Origin of the sequence: Sediminibacterium sp., assembly GCF_030695065.1 — a bacterium.
Taxonomy (GTDB): Bacteria; Bacteroidota; Bacteroidia; order Chitinophagales; family Chitinophagaceae; genus Sediminibacterium.
Genome location: NZ_JAUYTR010000005.1, coordinates 73,568 through 92,278 on the forward strand (window position 1 = coordinate 73,568; position 18,711 = coordinate 92,278).

The following is an 18,711-nucleotide window of genomic DNA, read 5'->3' on the forward strand; positions in this document are numbered from 1 at the left end:
TTGCATCAAAGTCCTAATTTTTCTATGGCAACCTGTGCGGCAATTTGACTGGCGTCTTTTTTGTTACCCGCTTTTCCTTGTGCAAATACTTCTCCATCTAATACCGCATTCATGGTAAATACCCGGCGATTGCCTTCTAATTTTTCTTCGGCCATATCAAAGGTGATGGTCTTTCCATTTTTATTGGCCCAGCCAATTAATTTGTTTTTCAAATTAATATCAATCAACTCTAGGTCTTCCATAAACAAATGTGGTATCACAATTTGTTTCAAAATCCAGTTTTGCGTTTTGGCATATCCCTTATCTAAATAAACCGCTCCTATTAAGGCTTCTAGCGTATTGCCAAAAATTTGACTGGCTTTTAATGCGTTGTCGAACTTGTTGTAGAAAGTTAATTTTCGCAATCCCATTTTTAAGGCAATATCATTCAGCTGCTGTCTATTCACCATCTTAGATCGCATCTCTGTCAAAAATCCTTCGCCTTTATAGGGGTATAATTTAAATAAGTAGTCTGCTACTACTGTGCTCAAGACTGCATCCCCCAAAAACTCTAACCGCTCATTGTTTTCATCGGGTGTTTCTTTAACAGAACGATGACTTAATGCACTGCGATAGAGTTGCAAGTTGCCGGGTTCTATACCCAACATATTGCTCAACTGAACTTCAAAATCAGTTGCCGCTTTTGGCTTAAATAACTTTATTAAAAATTGCACTTTATTATGCTACGTATTTTTTCACGATAACGCATGCGTTGTGTCCGCCAAAACCAAATGTGTTACTCAATGCAGCACGCACGGTTCTTTGTTGCGCTTTATTGAATGTGAAATTTAATTTTGGATCCAGTTCAGGATCGTCTGTAAAGTGATTGATAGTAGGGGGGATAATATCGTAGATCACACTCTGGATGCATGCGATGGCTTCTATAACACCCGCTGCTCCCAAGCAATGGCCTGTCATAGATTTGGTGGCACTGATATTTAAATTATAAGCATGGCTACCAAACACTTCTGTAATGGCTTTGGCTTCTGCCCCATCTCCTAATGGGGTGGAAGTTCCATGTGTATTAATATAATCTATTTCATCAGGCTGCATACCTGCATCTTTAAGGGCTGCAATCATTACATTTCTTGCGCCCAATCCGTCTGGATGTGGTGCAGTTAGGTGATAAGCATCGGCAGTTGCACCGCCACCTGCAATTTCACAGTAAATTTTTGCGCCTCTTTTGATGGCATGTTCATATTCTTCTAATACCAAACAACCTGCGGCTTCTCCCATTACAAATCCATCTCTGTCTTTGTCGTATGGTCGGCTTGCAGTTGCGGGATCATCGTTTCTTTCGCTCATGGCTTTCATGGCATTGAAACCTCCTACGCCTGCTTCACTAATAACGGCTTCTGATCCACCACTAATAATGATATCGGCCTTGCCCAGTCTAATGGTATCAACTGCTGCAATAATGCCATTGGTGCTAGATGCACAGGCACTTACTACCGCAAAATTTGGACCGCGGAATCCATGACGCATCGAAATTTGTCCGGCCGCAATATCCAAAATCATTTTAGGAATAAAGAAGGGATTGAATCTTGGTGTACCGTCTCCAGTTGCAAAATTCTGTACCTCTTCCTGAAAAGTTCTTAATCCACCAATTCCGCTGGCAAATATGACTCCCACTCTATCTGCATCTATATTTTCTTTGTTAATTTGGGCGTCTACAACGGCCATATCACTTGCATATAGTGCTAGTTGAGCAAAGCGGTCTAGCTTTCTGGCTTCCTTCTTTTCCATAAAACTGGTAGGATCAAAGCCTTTTACTTCACAGGCAAAACGGGTTTTAAATTTACTTGCATCAAATAAAGTAATGGGAGCTGCTCCAGGTACACCATTGAGTAATCCTTGCCAATAATCTTCAAGATTATTACCAATTGGAGTGATGGTACCTATGCCAGTAACAACTACGCGCTTTAATTGCATACAACAAACCTGTTTATGTTATAATCCGCCTTCTGTGGTAAAACCTCAAAAGACGGATTAAAATTATTCCTTACTAAATAGATATTCTTACTTAGCGTGCTCTTCTAAATAAGCAACTGCCTGACCAACAGTGGTAATGGTTTCAGCCTGCTCATCAGGGATAGAGATGTTAAATTCTTTTTCGAATTCCATAATTAATTCAACGGTATCCAAAGAATCTGCACCTAGATCATTGGTAAATGAAGCTTCGTTTGTTACTTCTGCTTCGTCTACGCCCAACTTGTCTACGATGATTTTCTTTACTCTTGTTGCGATGTCTGACATTGTTAAAGTTTTTGTTTACTGCGGCAAAAATATACATTTTATGGTTATATTAGTAATATGGCTTTAAAAATGATTCAACACGGTTCTGGGGAATACGAACAAATGGTAGCATTGAGGCACCAATTGTTGCGTAAACCATTGGGGCTTCATTTTACTGCTGAGGAATTGGCCAATGAAAAAAATAATATTCTATTAGCTTATACTGATGATGGAATTATGGAAGCTTGCAGTATGCTGGTGAAAATAGATTCCCATACTGTTCGGCTTAGGCAATTGGCTGTTCTGTCTGGATTACAGGGTAAGGGGATTGGGAGAGCAATGGTTCAGTTTGCAGAAAATTTAGCCAGAGACAATCGCTACCAAAAAATCATCATGCACGCACGTCAAGACTCGATCCATTTTTTTGACAAATTGGGCTATGGAGTAGAAAGTGAAGCTTTCATAGAATTAACTATTCCGCACGTGGTCATGGGCAAAGAACTGTAAATTGTTTGGGTAGATTATAGCCGCCGCTTATTTGGTGTTGATCCCTTTCTTTAAAGCTGCTCGTAACTCGTGCCGAAATTCTTGGCCCATTCCATCCTTTGGCACCATGAAAAAAGATTTTGCACTAAAATACAAATGGAAAAAATGTGGGCTCTCAAAATAGTGTGAAAATTCATTCCAGTTCCAATGCTTATACCCTCTTTCGTTTTCTAGCGTAACACCATTGTCTTTAAATGCAATAGTAAACTGATCCTTAAAAGTATCAATCGCTTTTTTATAAATAGAATTAGGCAGTATATACCAAAAACTCGCCATCATCATTACCCAAATAAAGGAGCCCAATAAAAAAGGTTCGGGCCTAATTTTTTTACTGTAAAATAAAATGGCTGCTACTATGGCAAATACATTTACCAATACTACTAATACCTTCACTTCAGGCCTTTGCACAAAATGGTATCGAAGCCCTTGAATTACTTTTTTCTTGTCGTAGGTAAAAGCGTGTTGCATGGCGCAAAATTAGCTATTTTTAAAGACTAACTATTCAACTATGCAATTGAGCAAGCCCCGACTCAGCTTCATGCAAATCATCAACATGAACGTGGGTTTCTTTGGAATTCAATACAGCTTTGGTTTACAACAAAGTGCCGTGAATCCAATTTATGATTTTTTAGGTGCCAAGCCCGACGAAATTCCTTTGCTTAATTTAGCTGGACCAATGACTGGGTTACTCATACAACCCATTATTGGGGTATTGAGCGACCGCACTTGGCATCCTCGCTTTGGCAGAAGAAAACCCTATTTTTTTATTGGTGCATTGTTTTGTAGCCTTTGTTTATTCTTGTATCCGTTTAGTACTTCACTATGGATGGCTGCTGGATTATTATGGGTTTTAGATGCTGCCAATAATACCGCAATGGAACCTTATCGTGCTTTCATTGCCGATAAATTACCGGCGCCTCAATTGGCAACCGGTTTTTTAACCCAAAGCTTTTTTACCGGATTAGGAATTACCCTTGCAAATATTTCTTTATTCTTTTTTCAAAAATATATTCCTGGTCAGCATGGTGCCATTCCATATTGGGTTTTTGGTTCTTTCTTTTTAGGATCCATTTGCTCTATTAGTTCGGTTATGTGGAGTATTACAAAAACACCAGAGATACCTCCTACCCCTGAGGAATTAGCTGTTTTACGGGCGCAGAAAAAAGGAATTTTGCAACCCTTTATAGAAATAGGAGAAGCCATTGTGCATATGCCTGTTGTGATGTGGAAGCTAGCGTTGGTATATTTATTTCAGTGGTATGCTTTGTTTTGTTATTGGCAGAATGCTTCTAAAAGCATTGCACAATCTGTTTGGAAAACCAGCCCTTCTGAAAATAAAACATTGTATGAAGAAGCAGTGGGCTGGGCTGGTTTGGTAAATGGTTGGTACAATGTGGTTACTTTTTTATCTGCATTTGGATTGGTTTGGATGGCCAAAAAATTCTCTCCTAAAAAAGTACATATTATTTGTTTGCTTATGGCAGGTATAGCGTTGTTGGCATTTCCCCAAATTGAAAATAAGTACCTGCTCTTTGTTCCCATGGCAGGATTTGGAATTGCTTGGGCAAGCATGATGGGCATTCCTTATTTGATGGTAGTGAACGATATTCCCAAAGAAAAATATGGAGTTTATATGGGCATCATTAATATGATGATTGTAATACCAATGATATTACAGACCACTACTTTTGGCTGGGTATTAAATAATTTTTTAGGAAATGATTCGGGTAAAGCCATTTCTTTTGCGGGAGTCTTATTGCTATTGGCTTGTGCCGCAACACTTTTAATTAAAGACGTAAAACCAGAAGAAGAAATTCAAGCTGTATCGGTAGGTGGACATTAAAATTTAACCAAATAGTATTCAACTGAAGCTATTTACCCATTTATAAAAACGAAAATTACATTAATGAAAATTCTATGCATAGGCGAAGCACTAATTGATATGATTTGTACTAACAAGGGGATGTCTTTATCGGAGGGTTCCGATTTTTTAAAAAAGACAGGTGGTGCTCCTACCAATGTAGCTGCTGCCATTGCTGCATTAGGTGGCGAAGTAGAATTGGCTGCCAAAGTGGGTAAAGACCCATTTGGTAAACAACTCATTCAAACCATGGAATCCTTTGGTGTAGGTACGCATGCGATGTTAGAAGACCCGAATCATTTTACCACATTTGCTTTTGTTTCTTTAATGCACGATGGTGAGAGAGATTTTGTTTTTAATCGAGGGGCCGATGGGCAATTATCTATTGACGATGTAGACGCCATCAATTTAAATAATGTAGGGATTATTCATTTTGGTTCGGCCACTGGTTTTTTACCTGGACCATTACAAGCTGCTTATTTACACTTGTTGCAAAAAGCGCTGCACCATAAAATTTATATCAGTTTTGATCCCAACTATAGACATCTATTATTCCCTAACAATATCGACTCTTTTATTAGCCAAAGCTGGCATTTTTTACGCAATTGTAATTTCTTTAAAGTAAGTGATGAGGAAGCCATGTTGCTCACCCATACATCAACATTAGCAGACGCCACCACTGTTTTATTAAAAGAAACTTCGGGTGTATTCACTATAACCCTTGGAAAAGACGGCACTTTATTGGGATTGAATGGCCAACAATACATTATTGAATCTATTCCAGTAAAACCAGTTGACACAACGGGTGCAGGAGATGCATTTGTAGGAGCAGTATTGTATCAATTAAGCCATTTAGATCAAACAGCTATACAATCGCTTTCACTAAATGAATGGAATAAAATAATTTTGAACGCAAATAAAGCTGGTGCCAGAACTTGTGAATACATGGGTGCCATGGAAGCTTTCAAATATTTAAATAATCAAATTTTTCAGTAAACTATTTTATACGTGTATCAATATTTGCTTCATCAAAAGATTAAAAAAAATTGCAACGAACAGTTATTAGATATTGCTGGAGTAGACCATCCATTCTATATAAGATTCATTGCCAATGCCAATACTTTACAAGATTTATTCAACGCAATTTATGGTAATCAAAAAAATGCAACCCAACATTTTGATGCACTCTTGGTTTTAATTATTGAATCGTATAAACAGCGTAAACCGGTATTTAGAAAAAAAGATCAATTAAAAGAGCAACAAGCAGCTTGGTTTACTAGTAATCAAATTGCCGGCATGAGCTTGTATGTGGATCGATTTGCAGGCAGCTTAAAAAATATGCCTAATCAGCTTCCCTATTTACAAGAATTAGGGGTGAATTTTTTACACTTGATGCCCTTGTTCGAAAGCCCTGAAGGAGAAAGTGATGGTGGTTATGCAGTATCCGATTTTAGAAAAATTGATACCCGTTTTGGCACCCTGAACGAGTTTAAAATATTGCAAGAAAAAATGCAGGCCGCTGGCATGTACCTGATGATTGATATTGTGTTGAATCATACTTCTCATCATCATGAATGGGCCCTTAAAGCAAAAGCAGGGGATAAAAAATTTCAAGACTATTACTATATGTATGATAGCCGAGAAATTCCTGATCAATTTGATGCCACCATGCCAGAAATTTTTCCAGAATCTTCTCCTGGTAGTTTCACTTATGTACCCGAATGCAACAAATGGGCCATGACGGTATTTCACCAATACCAATGGGATTTAAATTATACCAATCCCGCTGTTTTCAACGCCATGCTTTCAAATATTTTTTTCTATGCCAATTTGGGGGTTGATATTTTACGCATAGACGCCCCTGCTTTTATTTGGAAGCAATTGGGTACTACTTGCCAAAACTTACCACAAGCACATACGCTGTTGCGCTTAATTAAACAGTGTGTACATATTGCTACACCTGGCATGGCTTTATTGGGTGAAGCAATTGTTGCACCTAAAGAGATCATGAAATATTTTGGCACCGATGCATTTACTGCAAAAGAGTGTGATGTGGCTTACAACGCCACTCAAATGGCTTTACAATGGGATGCATTGGCCACTGGAGATACCCGTGTTATGCTTGCTGCACAGCACGAATTATTACAAAAACCTTTTGGAACAACTTGGATTACTTATACTCGTTGTCATGACGATATCGGTTTAGGATATGATGATTCTATGATTGCTGCTGCTGGATTTAATGCGTATGAACATCGCAAATTTTTAAAAGAATATTATTCGGGTTCTTTCCATAACTCGCCTGCTACAGGAGCATTGTTTTCGGTGAATCCTAAAACACAGGATGCGCGTATTAGTGGAAGTTTAGCTTCCCTTTGTGGACTAGAGAAAGCGCTTTCAGTAGATGCTGCCGCTATAGATACAGCCATTGCCAAAATTATTTTGATGCAAGCGCAATCGATGTTTTTAGGAGGAATCCCTATGTTGTTTTATGGCGACGAAGTGGGCTATACCAATGATTATAGTTATTTAAATGATGCAGGAAAAAGTTATGACAATCGTTGGATGCATCGTCCCATTATAAATTGGGAAAAGAATGCATTGGCTAAACAAAAAGATAGTATTGAGCATCGCATTTTTAGTGCTACACAAAAATTGATTCAACTGAGAAAATCCTTGGATGTATTTACCGACAATAAGAATCTTACTTGGTTAAGTCCGCACAATATTCATGTAGCAGGATTTATTAGAGCGAATGAGAATAAAAAATTATACTGCTTGTTTAATTTCAATCACAAAGCTGCTTACATCACTTGGTTCTTGTTTAAAGAACATGGTTTAGCTCCTACTGAATTAGTAGATCATTGGTCGGGTAAAAAACAAAAGGTAGGGTCCGATCATGAATACCTCATAATGGAACCCTACCAGTTTGCTGTGTTTGAGATTAACTAGATGAATTATAAAGTAAATGAAATAGTACTAGAGAAATTACGACCATCGGAGGGCCAAATACCAGGTCCTGGATAAAACAGCGGTCGTTTGGTAAAGTAGGACTGATTGGTAATATTGTTTCCATTAAATTTTAGAGATATAAAACGATTAATTTGAAAGCTTGCACTTAAATCAACAATGCCATATGATGGCACTATTCCAACTGCACCTGAATTAAACGGCGAAACAATTGTATTGAGTGCATCTGCAAATGTGGCTGAAACATAACTGTATTGAAAAGAAATATTCAACTTACCACTTTGTATTGATACCCCATTTCTGCTAGTCAAATCTGGGGCCGATTCAACCTTATTATTATGTACAGATTTATTAGTGCCGCCAACCTTAACAAATGCATTTTTGTACCTGGCATCCATCAAAGATGTTGAAGTAAACACCGACAACACGGTTGATTGATTAATTGGCCAATCTGCTTGAACAAATAGTTCTAGCCCCTTACTTATAGAATTACCAATATTGGTTCTATAGGTCATTAAATTATTCATTCCATCTGTTATTGCTAATATGCCAAAACGATTATTTATCCTTAAAACAAATGCAGTGATATCCCATTTAAAAAATTTCCAATTCCCCTTCATACCAAATTCAGCATTATATCCATTGGCATCTTGAATTGCAGGATCAACTGTCTCGTAAACAGATCCTGGAATTAAGTCTTTAAAAATCATTGGTCTGTAAGATTGAGCAATTCCGCCATATACGATTATTGGTTTACCAATTTTATATTGAAACCCTGCAGCAAACAAAGGAAATTGTCTAGCTATCACGACTGGTATTTGGGTGCTTGGATAATACTGAATTGTTCCAAACATATTTGTTTTGCCCGTTTCTAATCTAATACCTGTTGTAACAGTTAATTGTTTGTTCAACTGCCATTGTTGTTCGGTGAACAAAGCATAATTTACTGTTTTAAAATGCAAGTCTCTCCCCCATAAAGGGTCTACCAAACTAAGGTCAAAATTTTCACCTGTTGTTCCTTTCCCCAATTGTGTTCTATGTAAATCGTTATTGATGTATTGAATACCGGCTGCAATTGAATGGAGTTGGTTATGTAATCGAAATTGATGAAATAATCTTAATTCGGTGGTGTAACTATTAAATTGATCTATATCTACTTGCCTATAATTATACTGACCCGTTGAATGGTTGATGGTATCTTTAATTTGCATGGGCTTATCAAACATTACACTGTTTCTTGTTCCCAATACTGCAGAACTAGTTAATTGTAATTTTGTATTTGCATTCCTAATCCATTGAATCTTAACAAATGGCAGGTGAATATCTGGATTAAAATAATTCCTGTTTCTTGTTGCTTGTTGCGGATTTTCTCTAAACATTTGGTCATTCAATGCCCCAGGAATTTTATAAGTATAAGCAGACCTAGACCATTCAAACTCAATTGAAAATTTTGAATTAAATTGGTAACTGAGTGAAACCTTTTGAGCATTTGACTTGGTCTGTTCAATTTCTCTGTAACCGTTTCGCATTTTAAAATAGGTATATGCATAATACTTGAATTTCTTAATTGTACCAGAAATTGCATGGTATGAACTCACTAAACCATAAGAACCTACAGTTTGAATTGACTCAAATGTAAAAGGCTTAGAACTATCTGCTTTTTTACTGACATAATTAATCATTCCACCAAATTGAGCCCCATATTGAATTGAGCCAGTACCTTTTATTAATTCAATTTGTTCAATACTTTCTAATGGCATACTATAATGACTAGCTGGATATCCATACAAATCTGAATTTGTCATGATTCCATCCTTACGGTTATTGAATTCCCAACCTCTATGCGGATCTAATCCCCTAGATGCTATATTAAATTGGTTTCCTGCACCATCCATGTCGTAAACAAAAACGCCAGGTACTTTTGCAAATACCTGACGGCCAATTTTAGATGAAAAATCTGCATTCAAAACACCAAGATGAATCAAGTCTGTTTTTTTTCCTGTACTAATGAATAAATTATTCATTTCAGGCAAATCATACTTTTTGTAAATGATCCCATGAACTGTAACGCTATCCAATTTTTGTGCAATAATTGTATCTGCAAAAAAATGGGCGTTTGCATAAACAGCATTAGTTAGCAGTATAAAGAGGAGGAAATTTGTTTTCATTGAAAAGTTTACTTTATGTCCAATTAATTTGCTCCATCATTTTGTGCACGTAATATTGCAAAACCTCCAACTTTAGCTCCTTGAATTAATCCAATTTCGCAATCTGATCTATAATGAATAGACCCATAGATTCTAGATTCAGATGCTTCTTTTGCCATTGACTTGTACATTTCAGCCTTTGATGGTATAATATGACCTAATATAGTTGCGGCTGCGCCACTAAAAGTTGAATGTCCTGATATGTATGCAGGAAAATTGGGAATCCCAGTATTTGTTTTAAGCGATGGGTCCATTTGGGTAGGTCTTGGGTTATAATAATAATACTTAGTGTCCCAACATGTAATTGCAGCATCCATTTCTGCCATATTTAATAGGGCAAAATTTCTTGCCCATCTTACTTCACTAAATCGCTGTTTTACAAAATCGTCTGCTGCTATTGCATTCCAATGCCCAGGAGGGGTATAAGTTCCTACTCCATCCGCCCAATCATGAACAATGGCAATTTCCTTTCTTGTTGCATTTTTCGTGTACCTTTTCACTTCTTCTAATTCTGTAAATAGTTTGGTTGATTTAGTTGATGGAGGTGGACCAGGTCTAATTGCAATAGTGGTAAGAGAATCAAATAAAAATGGTTTAACTCTACCAAAAAAGGGAAGCATTGGAGGCCTTTTAGGAATATCTAAACTTACCCAAGGGGTTTCGCCGGTAGATGCTGTTTGAGTTTCTAAATCTGCCCACTGTGCTGGTGTACCAATTGCCTTAGACATATTATCCCCAGCCGCTCTTGCAATCACTTTAGCGGCTACTTGTCTAGCTAATTGTATGCCAGCTTCAATATCAGATCTTGTATTCATTCCTGCCATAATTCGAGAAAGCATATGTTCATCTGCTTTCTGCTGTATATAAGCAATGTCTGCTGGAAATAATAATTTCAACATCTCAACACTTACTGCAGCTATTACAGCATCTTCACTTGGGTAAGAAGGCAAATTTGTGGCTGGTACTAATGGCTTAATATTGGCATCTACTGTATGTGGTGCTGCTCTATTATACAATCGCTTATAATAATACGCTGCTACTAAGGCATCATATTGTGCCACACTAACGTATGCATATGCTCTTGCAGCATAAGGTGGATTAGCAAACGGGAATTGCGGATAGCCAAATGGATTAGCTACAGAAGGAGTTGGATAAGTGCCATCAGGACTTGAAGCTGGTGCCAAATTTCTTTTTGCAACTAACTCACGCATAATCTCATTCCACCTTAAAACACCTCCAGCACTCCAATATTCAATACTAGCCCTTTGTTCTGCAGTTAGTGTTGCTTGAAATCCCTTTATCTCTGTTAACTCTCTATTGTAAACCCCAATATTGGTTGCTGTTGGTGCTGACATTGGGAATTCATTTGCTGCAGCTAAAACCACTGGCTTCCAATCTCCTGCATTAGCGTCTATATTGCTTGGATTAAGTGGTTCGTACAATCTATTTTTTTCTTCAATGGTTTGTTGACAACCAAATAGCAGAGGGAAAATATAGATACTTAATATAATAATCTTATTTGCTTTCATTAGATTCATTTTGATTGTTTGAAGATTTTGAAAAATCTAAAATATAAAATACACCTGCTGAAATGGATGTTGCTTGCCCCATATTGCGCCCTGCAATGGTATACATGGCATTGCCTACAGCTGACAATCCTTCCACTTTTCCAAAATTGTATTTGAATCCAAAACCTACTCTTGATGCATTCATTTGATTACTCAAAAAAGGCATATTGTTTCTAGAAATATCAAAGCCCCCATTGGTTTGCATAACGTCTACAATGGCTTCTGCATAACCCTTTCCACTTCTGTATCCAGCTCTAACATTGAAATTGCTCACAGTGGGCATTTCTACTTGATTGGTATAATGCATACGTGTAGTATAATAAGCATTTCGATCAATGATAACATTACTTCGAGAAAACAAAGCTGCTGATACTGTGGTGAAAAAATTACCTAATTGATAATCGGCCATTATACGACCCATGACTGTGTTCGATCCCAATCCGATAGATAATGGTAGATAATCTTTTACATAATTGGTTAATGGAGTTGAATAAGACCCTAATGCATAAAGGGCAAAATCTGCTTTACCAATTGAAGTTTCAATTGGCATCCACTTTAACGTTAGTGTAAGATCTTGTATACCCTTTCTTCCTATTAAAGTTCCTGATGAAGCGGTATTGCTAATATAGGGAACAGAAAAAAGTAGATTTAAATTATCCTTGATTCCGTAATTCCCCATGATACCAATCATATTAGAACTTACAGTTCCTAAATTTAGATTGTCCCGTTTTAATGTCCCTTCCCAGTAATTTTTCCAAGAACTGTTCCCCAACATTAACCCAGTACAGAAATTATTTTTTGACATCATCAACGCATCCATATCCGTTTGCGCATAGCTATTGATGGTCATTGCTGCAAAAGCAGTTGACATGGCTATCCCTTTAAGGGCAAGCCCAAATATATTTTTCATAAATGATTTCTGTTAAGAAATAAATAAATGATGACTACTTTTTCATTTTAAGTTTGGCAGCAATATGCTTGCCTACTTTTTGACCTATATCGGTACTAATGATACAGGAATTGTGAAAATGTAAACCACCGTAAAATCTGGCCCAATTGTTTTCGTCAGCAGCGTGCCGGAAAGATTTGAAACTTCTATTGGCAATACCAAATTCTAGTTCTGTTGAATCTGTATAAGCAAAATTATCTCCATATACACTGGTTAATGCTTCTGCTGCTGCAGAAGAAATGGTTGAATGTCCACAAGTGTATTCTGGAAATGCAGGTGTTTGCAAATAGGGTCTCCAGTTTATATCAATGTATTGGTTAATGACTGTTTCCGGACGTACTGTATTGTATTTGTACTTAACATACCAGCATTGAATAAAAGCATCAAATAATGCGATAGCTGTTTTTGTAGTTGCGTAAACCGTTTCTGCATAGTCGCTCTTTGCTTGCTTTGCAGCAATGCCCACTACGCTCATCCAATGACCAGGAGGAGAAAACTTTTTACTTCCAAACATAACATGCCCAGTAACATTCATCTTGAACGGATTATCGTCCCAGAATTCTGCAATATGTTTTTGCTCGGGGGTTAAACTATCAATTGCATTCTTGATGGCTATTACTTCTTGATAATATTTACTGTTTTTGTCTTTAACATTAAAGCTTGGTGGCGGAATAGGATCATAAATACTTGCACTGTCTATTACCATGGTTCTAATTTCCATCCAATGCGGTTCTGCAGCTGATGCATACATGGGTGGGGTTGGAACCCATCTTCCTGGTTCATTGGTAACTGTGTATTTTTCTGCTCCTCTAGTTTCTAAATAATTGTCTTTTTTACTCCATCTAATAATAGCAGCACTTACACTATCTGCCAATTCTTTTGAAGCTTTCTCTACATTAGTTGGAAGGCCTTTCTTTCTTGCTAATTCCATAATACTGTCCGTATAAACTTGCATACTCCCTTCCGGAAAAGTAACGGATTCACCCACTTTGGTATACGCCAATAATGCTGCCAATTTCCAATCGGTATCTTCTGTTGAAGCAGGTAGTTTTAATTCGGTTAACCCATTTAATTGGCCCCCTAAAGATTGGTATTGTTTTGCATTACTTGCAGCCATGACTTCATAAGCTGCAATTGCTGCATAGGCATAATTTCGCGATGCAACCATGGGTGGAAAATTATTTCCCATAACCACCGTATTTAATTCATGTACGGTTTTGCTAAATAAGATAGGATCGTGTAAAAAAGCTTTATACTCAGTATTGTTGTTGCAAGATATCAAGGCTATAATAAATAAGCCAAGCACCGCCAAGCGCTTTAACATAATTAGAAATTAAAAAGTAAATAAAATGAATGCTTAATATGCCAGCATTAGGCTTGTGGCGGACGCTCTAAGAATGAGGTATAATCAGCTAAAGCAAGCATTGGGTTAGTCAATTGAAAGGCTTTAGGAATGTCTCCATTACGAAACTGCCAGGTAAAGCAATGGTCACCTGTAAAGTCTGACAAAGAAAACTTAACTATTGCATGCTGATTGGTTGATTGCTCGCTATTGGTATTGCTGTTAAAATTAGCTGCTAAGTTTAAGAACTGGTCTCTAGCATTGCGAATGCTAATTTTATCAATATTGGGTACACATAGCAATTCTAAAGAATCTTTGAAAAAACGGCGTTTAACAAAATGATAAGTAACGCCATTAATATCTACATCCCCTGTAGTGCTTTCATATTCCTCAGAATTGGAGCCATATGGGGTGCTTGCAGCTATTTTAATATGAATTAAATTGGCTTCGTCGTACTGATCTTGAAATAAGCTAGATTGAAAGTCTTGATCTGACTTGTTTTCTAAATAATTCAATAATAAATTGTACCCGCCCCAACTAAATAGCAGCAAACAGAGGGATAATATGGTAAAAGTCCTTTTCAACTCCCTAAAAATACTTTAAATTTTTACATTTGAAATAATTTATTTTTGTAACATCACCTTTGATAATTATTTAATTAGCCGAATGAAAAAAGGATTGTATATACTGGTTCCAGTTTTGTTTTTTACAATTATATCTTATCTATTACCCAATGAAAAAGCTACTACGGAAACTGTTTCGGTAACTATGCCCGTTGATGCAGTAACTCGGGTAATGACCAACCCCCAAGAATGGTCAAAATGGTTCCCTGGAACTAAAAAGAATGATTCCACCTATCTCTATTACGAAGCTCCGATAACCATACATAAAGTATTAATGAATGGTTTTAAGGCTAGTATGATTAATAAGGATATGGACATAAGCCTCGACTTTTCTTTCATTGCTGGTAAAAATGCCCGAACAGATTTTACTTTAAATACCGTAATGAAGCTATCCTACAACCCTATTTTACGATTTAAACAATTTCTTTCATTAAATGCTGCAGAAGATGATAGCAAAAGATTGCTTTACCAAATTCAGGATTACTTTTCCGATGTATTAAAAGTTTACGGGTACCCTATTGGAATGCAAAAAGTACCTAATTCTTCATATGTATCTACAAAGCAAACATATGACCACAAACCTACTACTGATGAAATTTATGCGCTAATTGATGAAGTGAACGAGTTTATAGATGGTGTTGAAGTAAAGATTGTGAACTTCCCTATCATGAATGTTTTTAAAGAAGATTCCACTAACTACACGTTAATGGTTGCTGTGGCTACAGAAAGAGATATTCCTTCTAATGGTAAATTCATGCTCAAGAATATGATGCTGGGTAATATTGTGGTTTGTGAAGTAACCGGAGATAAAACAGTTATTGAAAAATGCAATGAAGCCGTAAAAAATTATGTTCAAGACCATCGAAAAACAAGTCCGGCTATTTCATTTGAAAGATTAATTACGAATAGAAGAACCTTAAGAGACAGCACAAAATGGAGAACAACTATTAATTATCCAGTATTTCAATAATTTGAATTAGCGAATCATTTGAGTTTAAGCACTTGCAAAGCACCATTGTTTTTAGCTAGAATCCAGCAATTGGTATTGTCTATTTTTATGGGAGCAGCTTTTCTGACTTCCCCATTTACCTGTATATTTTTTAATGTTGAAGCCGTTGGGTTCCCTTGTTGATTCCATTCTAACACAGTTCCAAAATCTGCATCTTGTCTGCCTATCTCAATATTGTTGTAACCGAAATTTCCTAAGAGCAAATAACTATTTATTTGGGGGGACCGATTTTGTTTTTGTGCATAAGATTGACCTTGTACTTGACTTTTAAAAGGGATGACTGCCCTATAATTACTCAACTGTGCATTGCTCGGCATTTCAATTGGCTCAAATTTTCCTTTGCCTCTATTCATTAAAATAATATTGGCAAATTGTGTTGCTTTTAGATGAAGGGATTTGTTCAATTTTTCTGTATCAAATAATTGATCTAATGAAGCTTTTGCAAAATCTTCTGCATAAAGGAATTTTTTCTTTAATACTGGCAATGATTTTTCTAATTGAATTTTGCTTGCAAAAGGCATTTCTTTCCCATTCAAATAATAAGTAATTACTTGCTCTGCTCTTCCATTATTATCGAAATCATTTACATACATGGTTACAGGCGCAGACTCACTTGCTTTTAATCGGCTATTCAAACCAAAGTTTCCTGCTATGATGTCTAGGTTACCGTCTTCATTTAGATCGGTCAAAGTAAGTGATTGCCACCACCCTGTTTGATTCAATATGGTTTGCTTATTGTAGTTATTTCCTTTTTTGATAAAGGCATCAATGGTTCCCCACGCACTACACAATAATAAATCCTTTTTTCCATCTCTATTGATGTCTACAAATTGAGCATCAGTAACCATGCCCGGGTTCAACAACTCTTTTGAATAGCTGCTGGTTACGTCTTTAAACTTTCCAGTTCCATCATTCTGTAACAAATAACTCCTAGGTGAAACACCATATTTCCATGGCTCTACGCTGCCTGCTATAAATAAATCAATATGCCCATCTCCATTAATATCATCGGCTACTATTTTACTTTGGGTGCTATATATGGCTGAAAATGCATCTAACTTTCTAGTTAAATTTCCTTTGCCGTCATTTAAATACAAAAGTGGCAATAAATGTGCATCTTCTCCATAATACTCATTGCCACCTGTAGCTATTATTAAATCAACTGCCCCATCTTTATTTACATCGGCCCAAATAGCATCGATATTTTCCCACATAGAATCTTGCAACATTGAAGGCTGTGGAATTGGCTTAAATTTCCCGTTTGCCTGTTGCAGATAAATGGCATTGTGAAATGTTTTTGAAGCCCCAACAAATACATCTTCTAATCCATCCCCATTTATATCTGCTATTGCCAATGCTGGACCTTCTGCCGAATTCATATGGGGAATTAATGGCTCGCGATCAAATTCATTAAAGGGATTTTCTTGATGCAAATAGTTTAACTGGGTTGCTGCAGTAATATCTTCAAAATAAGTAGGGGCAAATTGTTGTTGACTACTCGCGTTAATATTGAAATTATATTTAGGCAAACCCAACTGATAAGAAATTTTTTGTGTTTTACCTGCTTGCAATTGAATTCGCTGAAAACTTAAATCGGGCCAAATTAGTAAAACCGAATCTGGTTTAATTTGATTGAGCCCCACCATTAAAGGCGTTTGCATACTAGACAAAAATCCATGAACTGGAAACTGTTCATATGAATACACTTGGTCTTTTGCATATACCAACAACTTTGCTCCAACAGCAAACCGATTCTGCATTGCTCCTTCTAGAACAATTTTTGCATAATTATTAGAAGTAGTGTCTTTATTGGTATTGTTTTGATAAACCAACACTGGATCATTAATATTATTGACCACAATATCCAAATCACCATCATTGTCTAGATCGGCATAAACTGCACCATTAGAAAAGCTATTGGGGTTGTTGCTGATACTATCGCTAATATTATTAAAATTCAACGACCCTTTATTCAAGAAAAATTGATTGGGAATTTTTATTTCAGGGAACTGATTAATTAAGGTAAGGTCTTTGCTTTCTAAACTATTGTTTTTTAATTTTTCTTGCAAAGCTTCTCCTGAAACAAAATTGATATAATCAATATCATTCATTCGCTTTGGTATACCATTCGATACAAATAGATCTTTATTACCATCATTGTTAAAATCCATCCATAATGATGCCCAGCTCCAATCGGTTGCATGAATACCTGCATATTGTCCTACCTCACTAAAGCGCCCGTTCCCTCGATTGTATTGCAAATTGTTTCTAGCATATTGATGGGAATACCCAAATGCCAATTTGTTTTGAAAAATATTATACTCATCTTCCGATAAAGACCTTCGGAGCATATATGATTCATAGGGTAGCATATCCATTGAAACAATGTCTGGAAATCCATCATTATTGGCATCTGCAATATCTACCCCCATGGTAAATTGGCTGGTATGCATTATTTGGGATCTTCCCTTTTCTTCAAACTGACCTTTTTGGTTATTGATGTATAAATAATCGTTTTCATGAAAATCGTTCCCTACATAAATATCTGGCCATCCATCTAAATTAATGTCTGATACAGCAACACCTAATCCATATCCAATTTTAGATCCATTAATACCTACCGTGGTAGTGATATCAGTAAACTTCCCGGTGGTTATTCCATTTTTATTTAGTTGGGTGTCGTTTCTATAAAACTTTTGTCCTGCCAAGGAATCAAATGTGTTTTCAAAGTTTTTTCTCGGCGCGTAATTGCCATCGTGATTTACTGAGTGATTCAGTAAAAATAAATCGAGGTCTCCATCTCCATCGTAATCTAGAAAAGCTGCCTGGGTACTGAATCCTGAAAAGTCCAACCCATATTGTGCCGCTTGGTCTTGGTAATGAGGAATCCCTTTTTCATCTATAGAAGTGCATACCAATAATTGATTTTTACCCTTCAATACTTTGTAGTTGCCAACACGGCATATATAAATGTCTAATAACCCATCATTATTAATATCTACCACCGATACGCCGGTGCTCCATGCAATATCCGAGGGGATTTCTGCAGCCTTGGTTATATCTTCAAATTGCATTTCCCCTTTATTCAGAAAGAGTCGATTGGGTTGTTGATTGGCTGCAAAAAACAAATCTATTTTTCCATCATTATTAAAATCACCTGCGCCAACTCCTGCTCCATTGTAGTAATACATATAGGAGAACAGATTGAATGCGGGTGTTGGGGTGAGTGTATTGGTAAAATTCAATCCCGTTTTGGTAGATTCAATCGGTGTAAATACACTTTCATTTTTTTGATTTTTACATGCAGTAAAACCCAAAGACAAACAACCAACCAATAATGATATCAAGCCTAATTTCCTCAT

Annotated in this window: 15 protein-coding genes; 5 read left to right on the forward strand and 10 right to left on the reverse strand. The window is 36.7% G+C overall.

The features are described from left to right. Window positions 1–5: 5 nt before the first annotated feature. The 3 genes from rnc to Q8S25_RS00350 form a co-directional block, all read right to left on the reverse strand. Window positions 6–713 carry a ribonuclease III gene (rnc, locus tag Q8S25_RS00340; RefSeq protein ID WP_305533735.1) on the reverse strand — a complete coding sequence of 236 codons (708 nt, stop codon included), beginning with the start codon at window positions 711–713 and terminating at the stop codon, window positions 6–8. 4 nt (window positions 714–717) lie between these two features. Beyond that, complete coding sequence (fabF, locus tag Q8S25_RS00345; RefSeq protein ID WP_305533737.1) at window positions 718–1,971, reverse strand: beta-ketoacyl-ACP synthase II; 1,254 nt, start codon at window positions 1,969–1,971, stop codon at window positions 718–720. Window positions 1,972–2,058: 87 nt separating this feature from the next. Further along, window positions 2,059–2,295 (reverse strand): acyl carrier protein, encoded by a 237-nt coding sequence (locus Q8S25_RS00350; protein ID WP_026751146.1) that lies wholly within the window; start codon window positions 2,293–2,295, stop codon window positions 2,059–2,061. A 57-nt stretch (window positions 2,296–2,352) separates the two neighbouring features. Here Q8S25_RS00350 and Q8S25_RS00355 point away from each other — a divergent pair, with 57 nt between their 5' ends. Then, window positions 2,353–2,781, forward strand: coding sequence for a GNAT family N-acetyltransferase (locus Q8S25_RS00355; protein ID WP_305533740.1), 429 nt, complete (start codon window positions 2,353–2,355; stop codon window positions 2,779–2,781). 27 nt (window positions 2,782–2,808) lie between these two features. Here Q8S25_RS00355 and Q8S25_RS00360 read toward each other — a convergent pair whose 3' ends face one another. After that, entirely contained in the window at window positions 2,809–3,288 is a 480-nt protein-coding gene (locus tag Q8S25_RS00360) for a YcxB family protein (RefSeq protein WP_305533742.1), read from the reverse strand. A gap of 40 nt (window positions 3,289–3,328) precedes the next feature. On the opposite strand from Q8S25_RS00360, the gene Q8S25_RS00365 reads away from it, so the two are divergent. From Q8S25_RS00365 to Q8S25_RS00375, 3 genes are all read left to right on the forward strand, one after another. Further along, complete coding sequence (locus Q8S25_RS00365) at window positions 3,329–4,663, forward strand: MFS transporter (protein ID WP_305533744.1); 1,335 nt, start codon at window positions 3,329–3,331, stop codon at window positions 4,661–4,663. A 63-nt stretch (window positions 4,664–4,726) separates the two neighbouring features. Further along, window positions 4,727–5,677 (forward strand): carbohydrate kinase, encoded by a 951-nt coding sequence (locus Q8S25_RS00370; RefSeq protein WP_305533746.1) that lies wholly within the window; start codon window positions 4,727–4,729, stop codon window positions 5,675–5,677. Window positions 5,678–5,689: 12 nt separating this feature from the next. Then, window positions 5,690–7,633, forward strand: a complete 1,944-nt coding sequence (locus tag Q8S25_RS00375) for an amylosucrase (RefSeq protein ID WP_305533748.1) — start codon at window positions 5,690–5,692, stop codon at window positions 7,631–7,633. 5 nt (window positions 7,634–7,638) lie between these two features. On the opposite strand, the gene Q8S25_RS00380 is transcribed toward Q8S25_RS00375, so the two are convergent. From Q8S25_RS00380 to Q8S25_RS00400, 5 genes are read right to left on the reverse strand one after another with little or no spacing between them, the layout of a single operon-like run. Then, window positions 7,639–9,819 carry a TonB-dependent receptor domain-containing protein gene (locus Q8S25_RS00380; RefSeq protein WP_305533750.1) on the reverse strand — a complete coding sequence of 727 codons (2,181 nt, stop codon included), beginning with the start codon at window positions 9,817–9,819 and terminating at the stop codon, window positions 7,639–7,641. 23 nt (window positions 9,820–9,842) lie between these two features. Beyond that, entirely contained in the window at window positions 9,843–11,387 is a 1,545-nt protein-coding gene (locus Q8S25_RS00385; protein ID WP_305533752.1) for a phosphatase PAP2 family protein, read from the reverse strand. Continuing rightward, a complete protein-coding gene (locus Q8S25_RS00390; protein ID WP_305533754.1) occupies window positions 11,374–12,336 on the reverse strand; it encodes a hypothetical protein in 963 nt (320 codons plus the stop codon). Before Q8S25_RS00390 ends, Q8S25_RS00385 begins: the two co-directional genes overlap by 14 nt. A gap of 34 nt (window positions 12,337–12,370) precedes the next feature. Next, window positions 12,371–13,699, reverse strand: coding sequence for a vanadium-dependent haloperoxidase (locus tag Q8S25_RS00395; RefSeq protein WP_305533756.1), 1,329 nt, complete (start codon window positions 13,697–13,699; stop codon window positions 12,371–12,373). A gap of 47 nt (window positions 13,700–13,746) precedes the next feature. Further along, window positions 13,747–14,301 (reverse strand): hypothetical protein, encoded by a 555-nt coding sequence (locus Q8S25_RS00400; RefSeq protein ID WP_305533758.1) that lies wholly within the window; start codon window positions 14,299–14,301, stop codon window positions 13,747–13,749. An 82-nt stretch (window positions 14,302–14,383) separates the two neighbouring features. Between Q8S25_RS00400 and Q8S25_RS00405 the strand changes: the two genes are divergently transcribed. Then, window positions 14,384–15,310 (forward strand): hypothetical protein, encoded by a 927-nt coding sequence (locus Q8S25_RS00405; protein ID WP_305533760.1) that lies wholly within the window; start codon window positions 14,384–14,386, stop codon window positions 15,308–15,310. Window positions 15,311–15,324: 14 nt separating this feature from the next. Here Q8S25_RS00405 and Q8S25_RS00410 read toward each other — a convergent pair whose 3' ends face one another. Then, window positions 15,325–18,711 carry an FG-GAP-like repeat-containing protein gene (locus Q8S25_RS00410; protein ID WP_305533762.1) on the reverse strand — a complete coding sequence of 1,129 codons (3,387 nt, stop codon included), beginning with the start codon at window positions 18,709–18,711 and terminating at the stop codon, window positions 15,325–15,327.

Excerpts from the sequence above, each read along its gene's own strand:
- fabF (WP_305533737.1), bottom strand. The coding sequence starts at position 1,971 with ATGCAATTAAAGCGCGTAGTTGTTACTGGCATAGGTACCATCACTCCA.
- Q8S25_RS00350 (WP_026751146.1), bottom strand. The coding sequence starts at position 2,295 with ATGTCAGACATCGCAACAAGAGTAAAGAAAATCATCGTAGACAAGTTG.
- Q8S25_RS00355 (WP_305533740.1), top strand. The coding sequence starts at position 2,353 with ATGGCTTTAAAAATGATTCAACACGGTTCTGGGGAATACGAACAAATG.
- Q8S25_RS00360 (WP_305533742.1), bottom strand. The coding sequence starts at position 3,288 with ATGCAACACGCTTTTACCTACGACAAGAAAAAAGTAATTCAAGGGCTT.
- Q8S25_RS00365 (WP_305533744.1), top strand. The coding sequence starts at position 3,329 with ATGCAATTGAGCAAGCCCCGACTCAGCTTCATGCAAATCATCAACATG.
- Q8S25_RS00370 (WP_305533746.1), top strand. The coding sequence starts at position 4,727 with ATGAAAATTCTATGCATAGGCGAAGCACTAATTGATATGATTTGTACT.
- Q8S25_RS00380 (WP_305533750.1), bottom strand. The coding sequence starts at position 9,819 with ATGAAAACAAATTTCCTCCTCTTTATACTGCTAACTAATGCTGTTTAT.
- Q8S25_RS00385 (WP_305533752.1), bottom strand. The coding sequence starts at position 11,387 with ATGAAAGCAAATAAGATTATTATATTAAGTATCTATATTTTCCCTCTG.
- Q8S25_RS00390 (WP_305533754.1), bottom strand. The coding sequence starts at position 12,336 with ATGAAAAATATATTTGGGCTTGCCCTTAAAGGGATAGCCATGTCAACT.
- Q8S25_RS00395 (WP_305533756.1), bottom strand. The coding sequence starts at position 13,699 with ATGTTAAAGCGCTTGGCGGTGCTTGGCTTATTTATTATAGCCTTGATA.
- Q8S25_RS00405 (WP_305533760.1), top strand. The coding sequence starts at position 14,384 with ATGAAAAAAGGATTGTATATACTGGTTCCAGTTTTGTTTTTTACAATT.
- Q8S25_RS00410 (WP_305533762.1), bottom strand. The coding sequence starts at position 18,711 with ATGAGGAAATTAGGCTTGATATCATTATTGGTTGGTTGTTTGTCTTTG.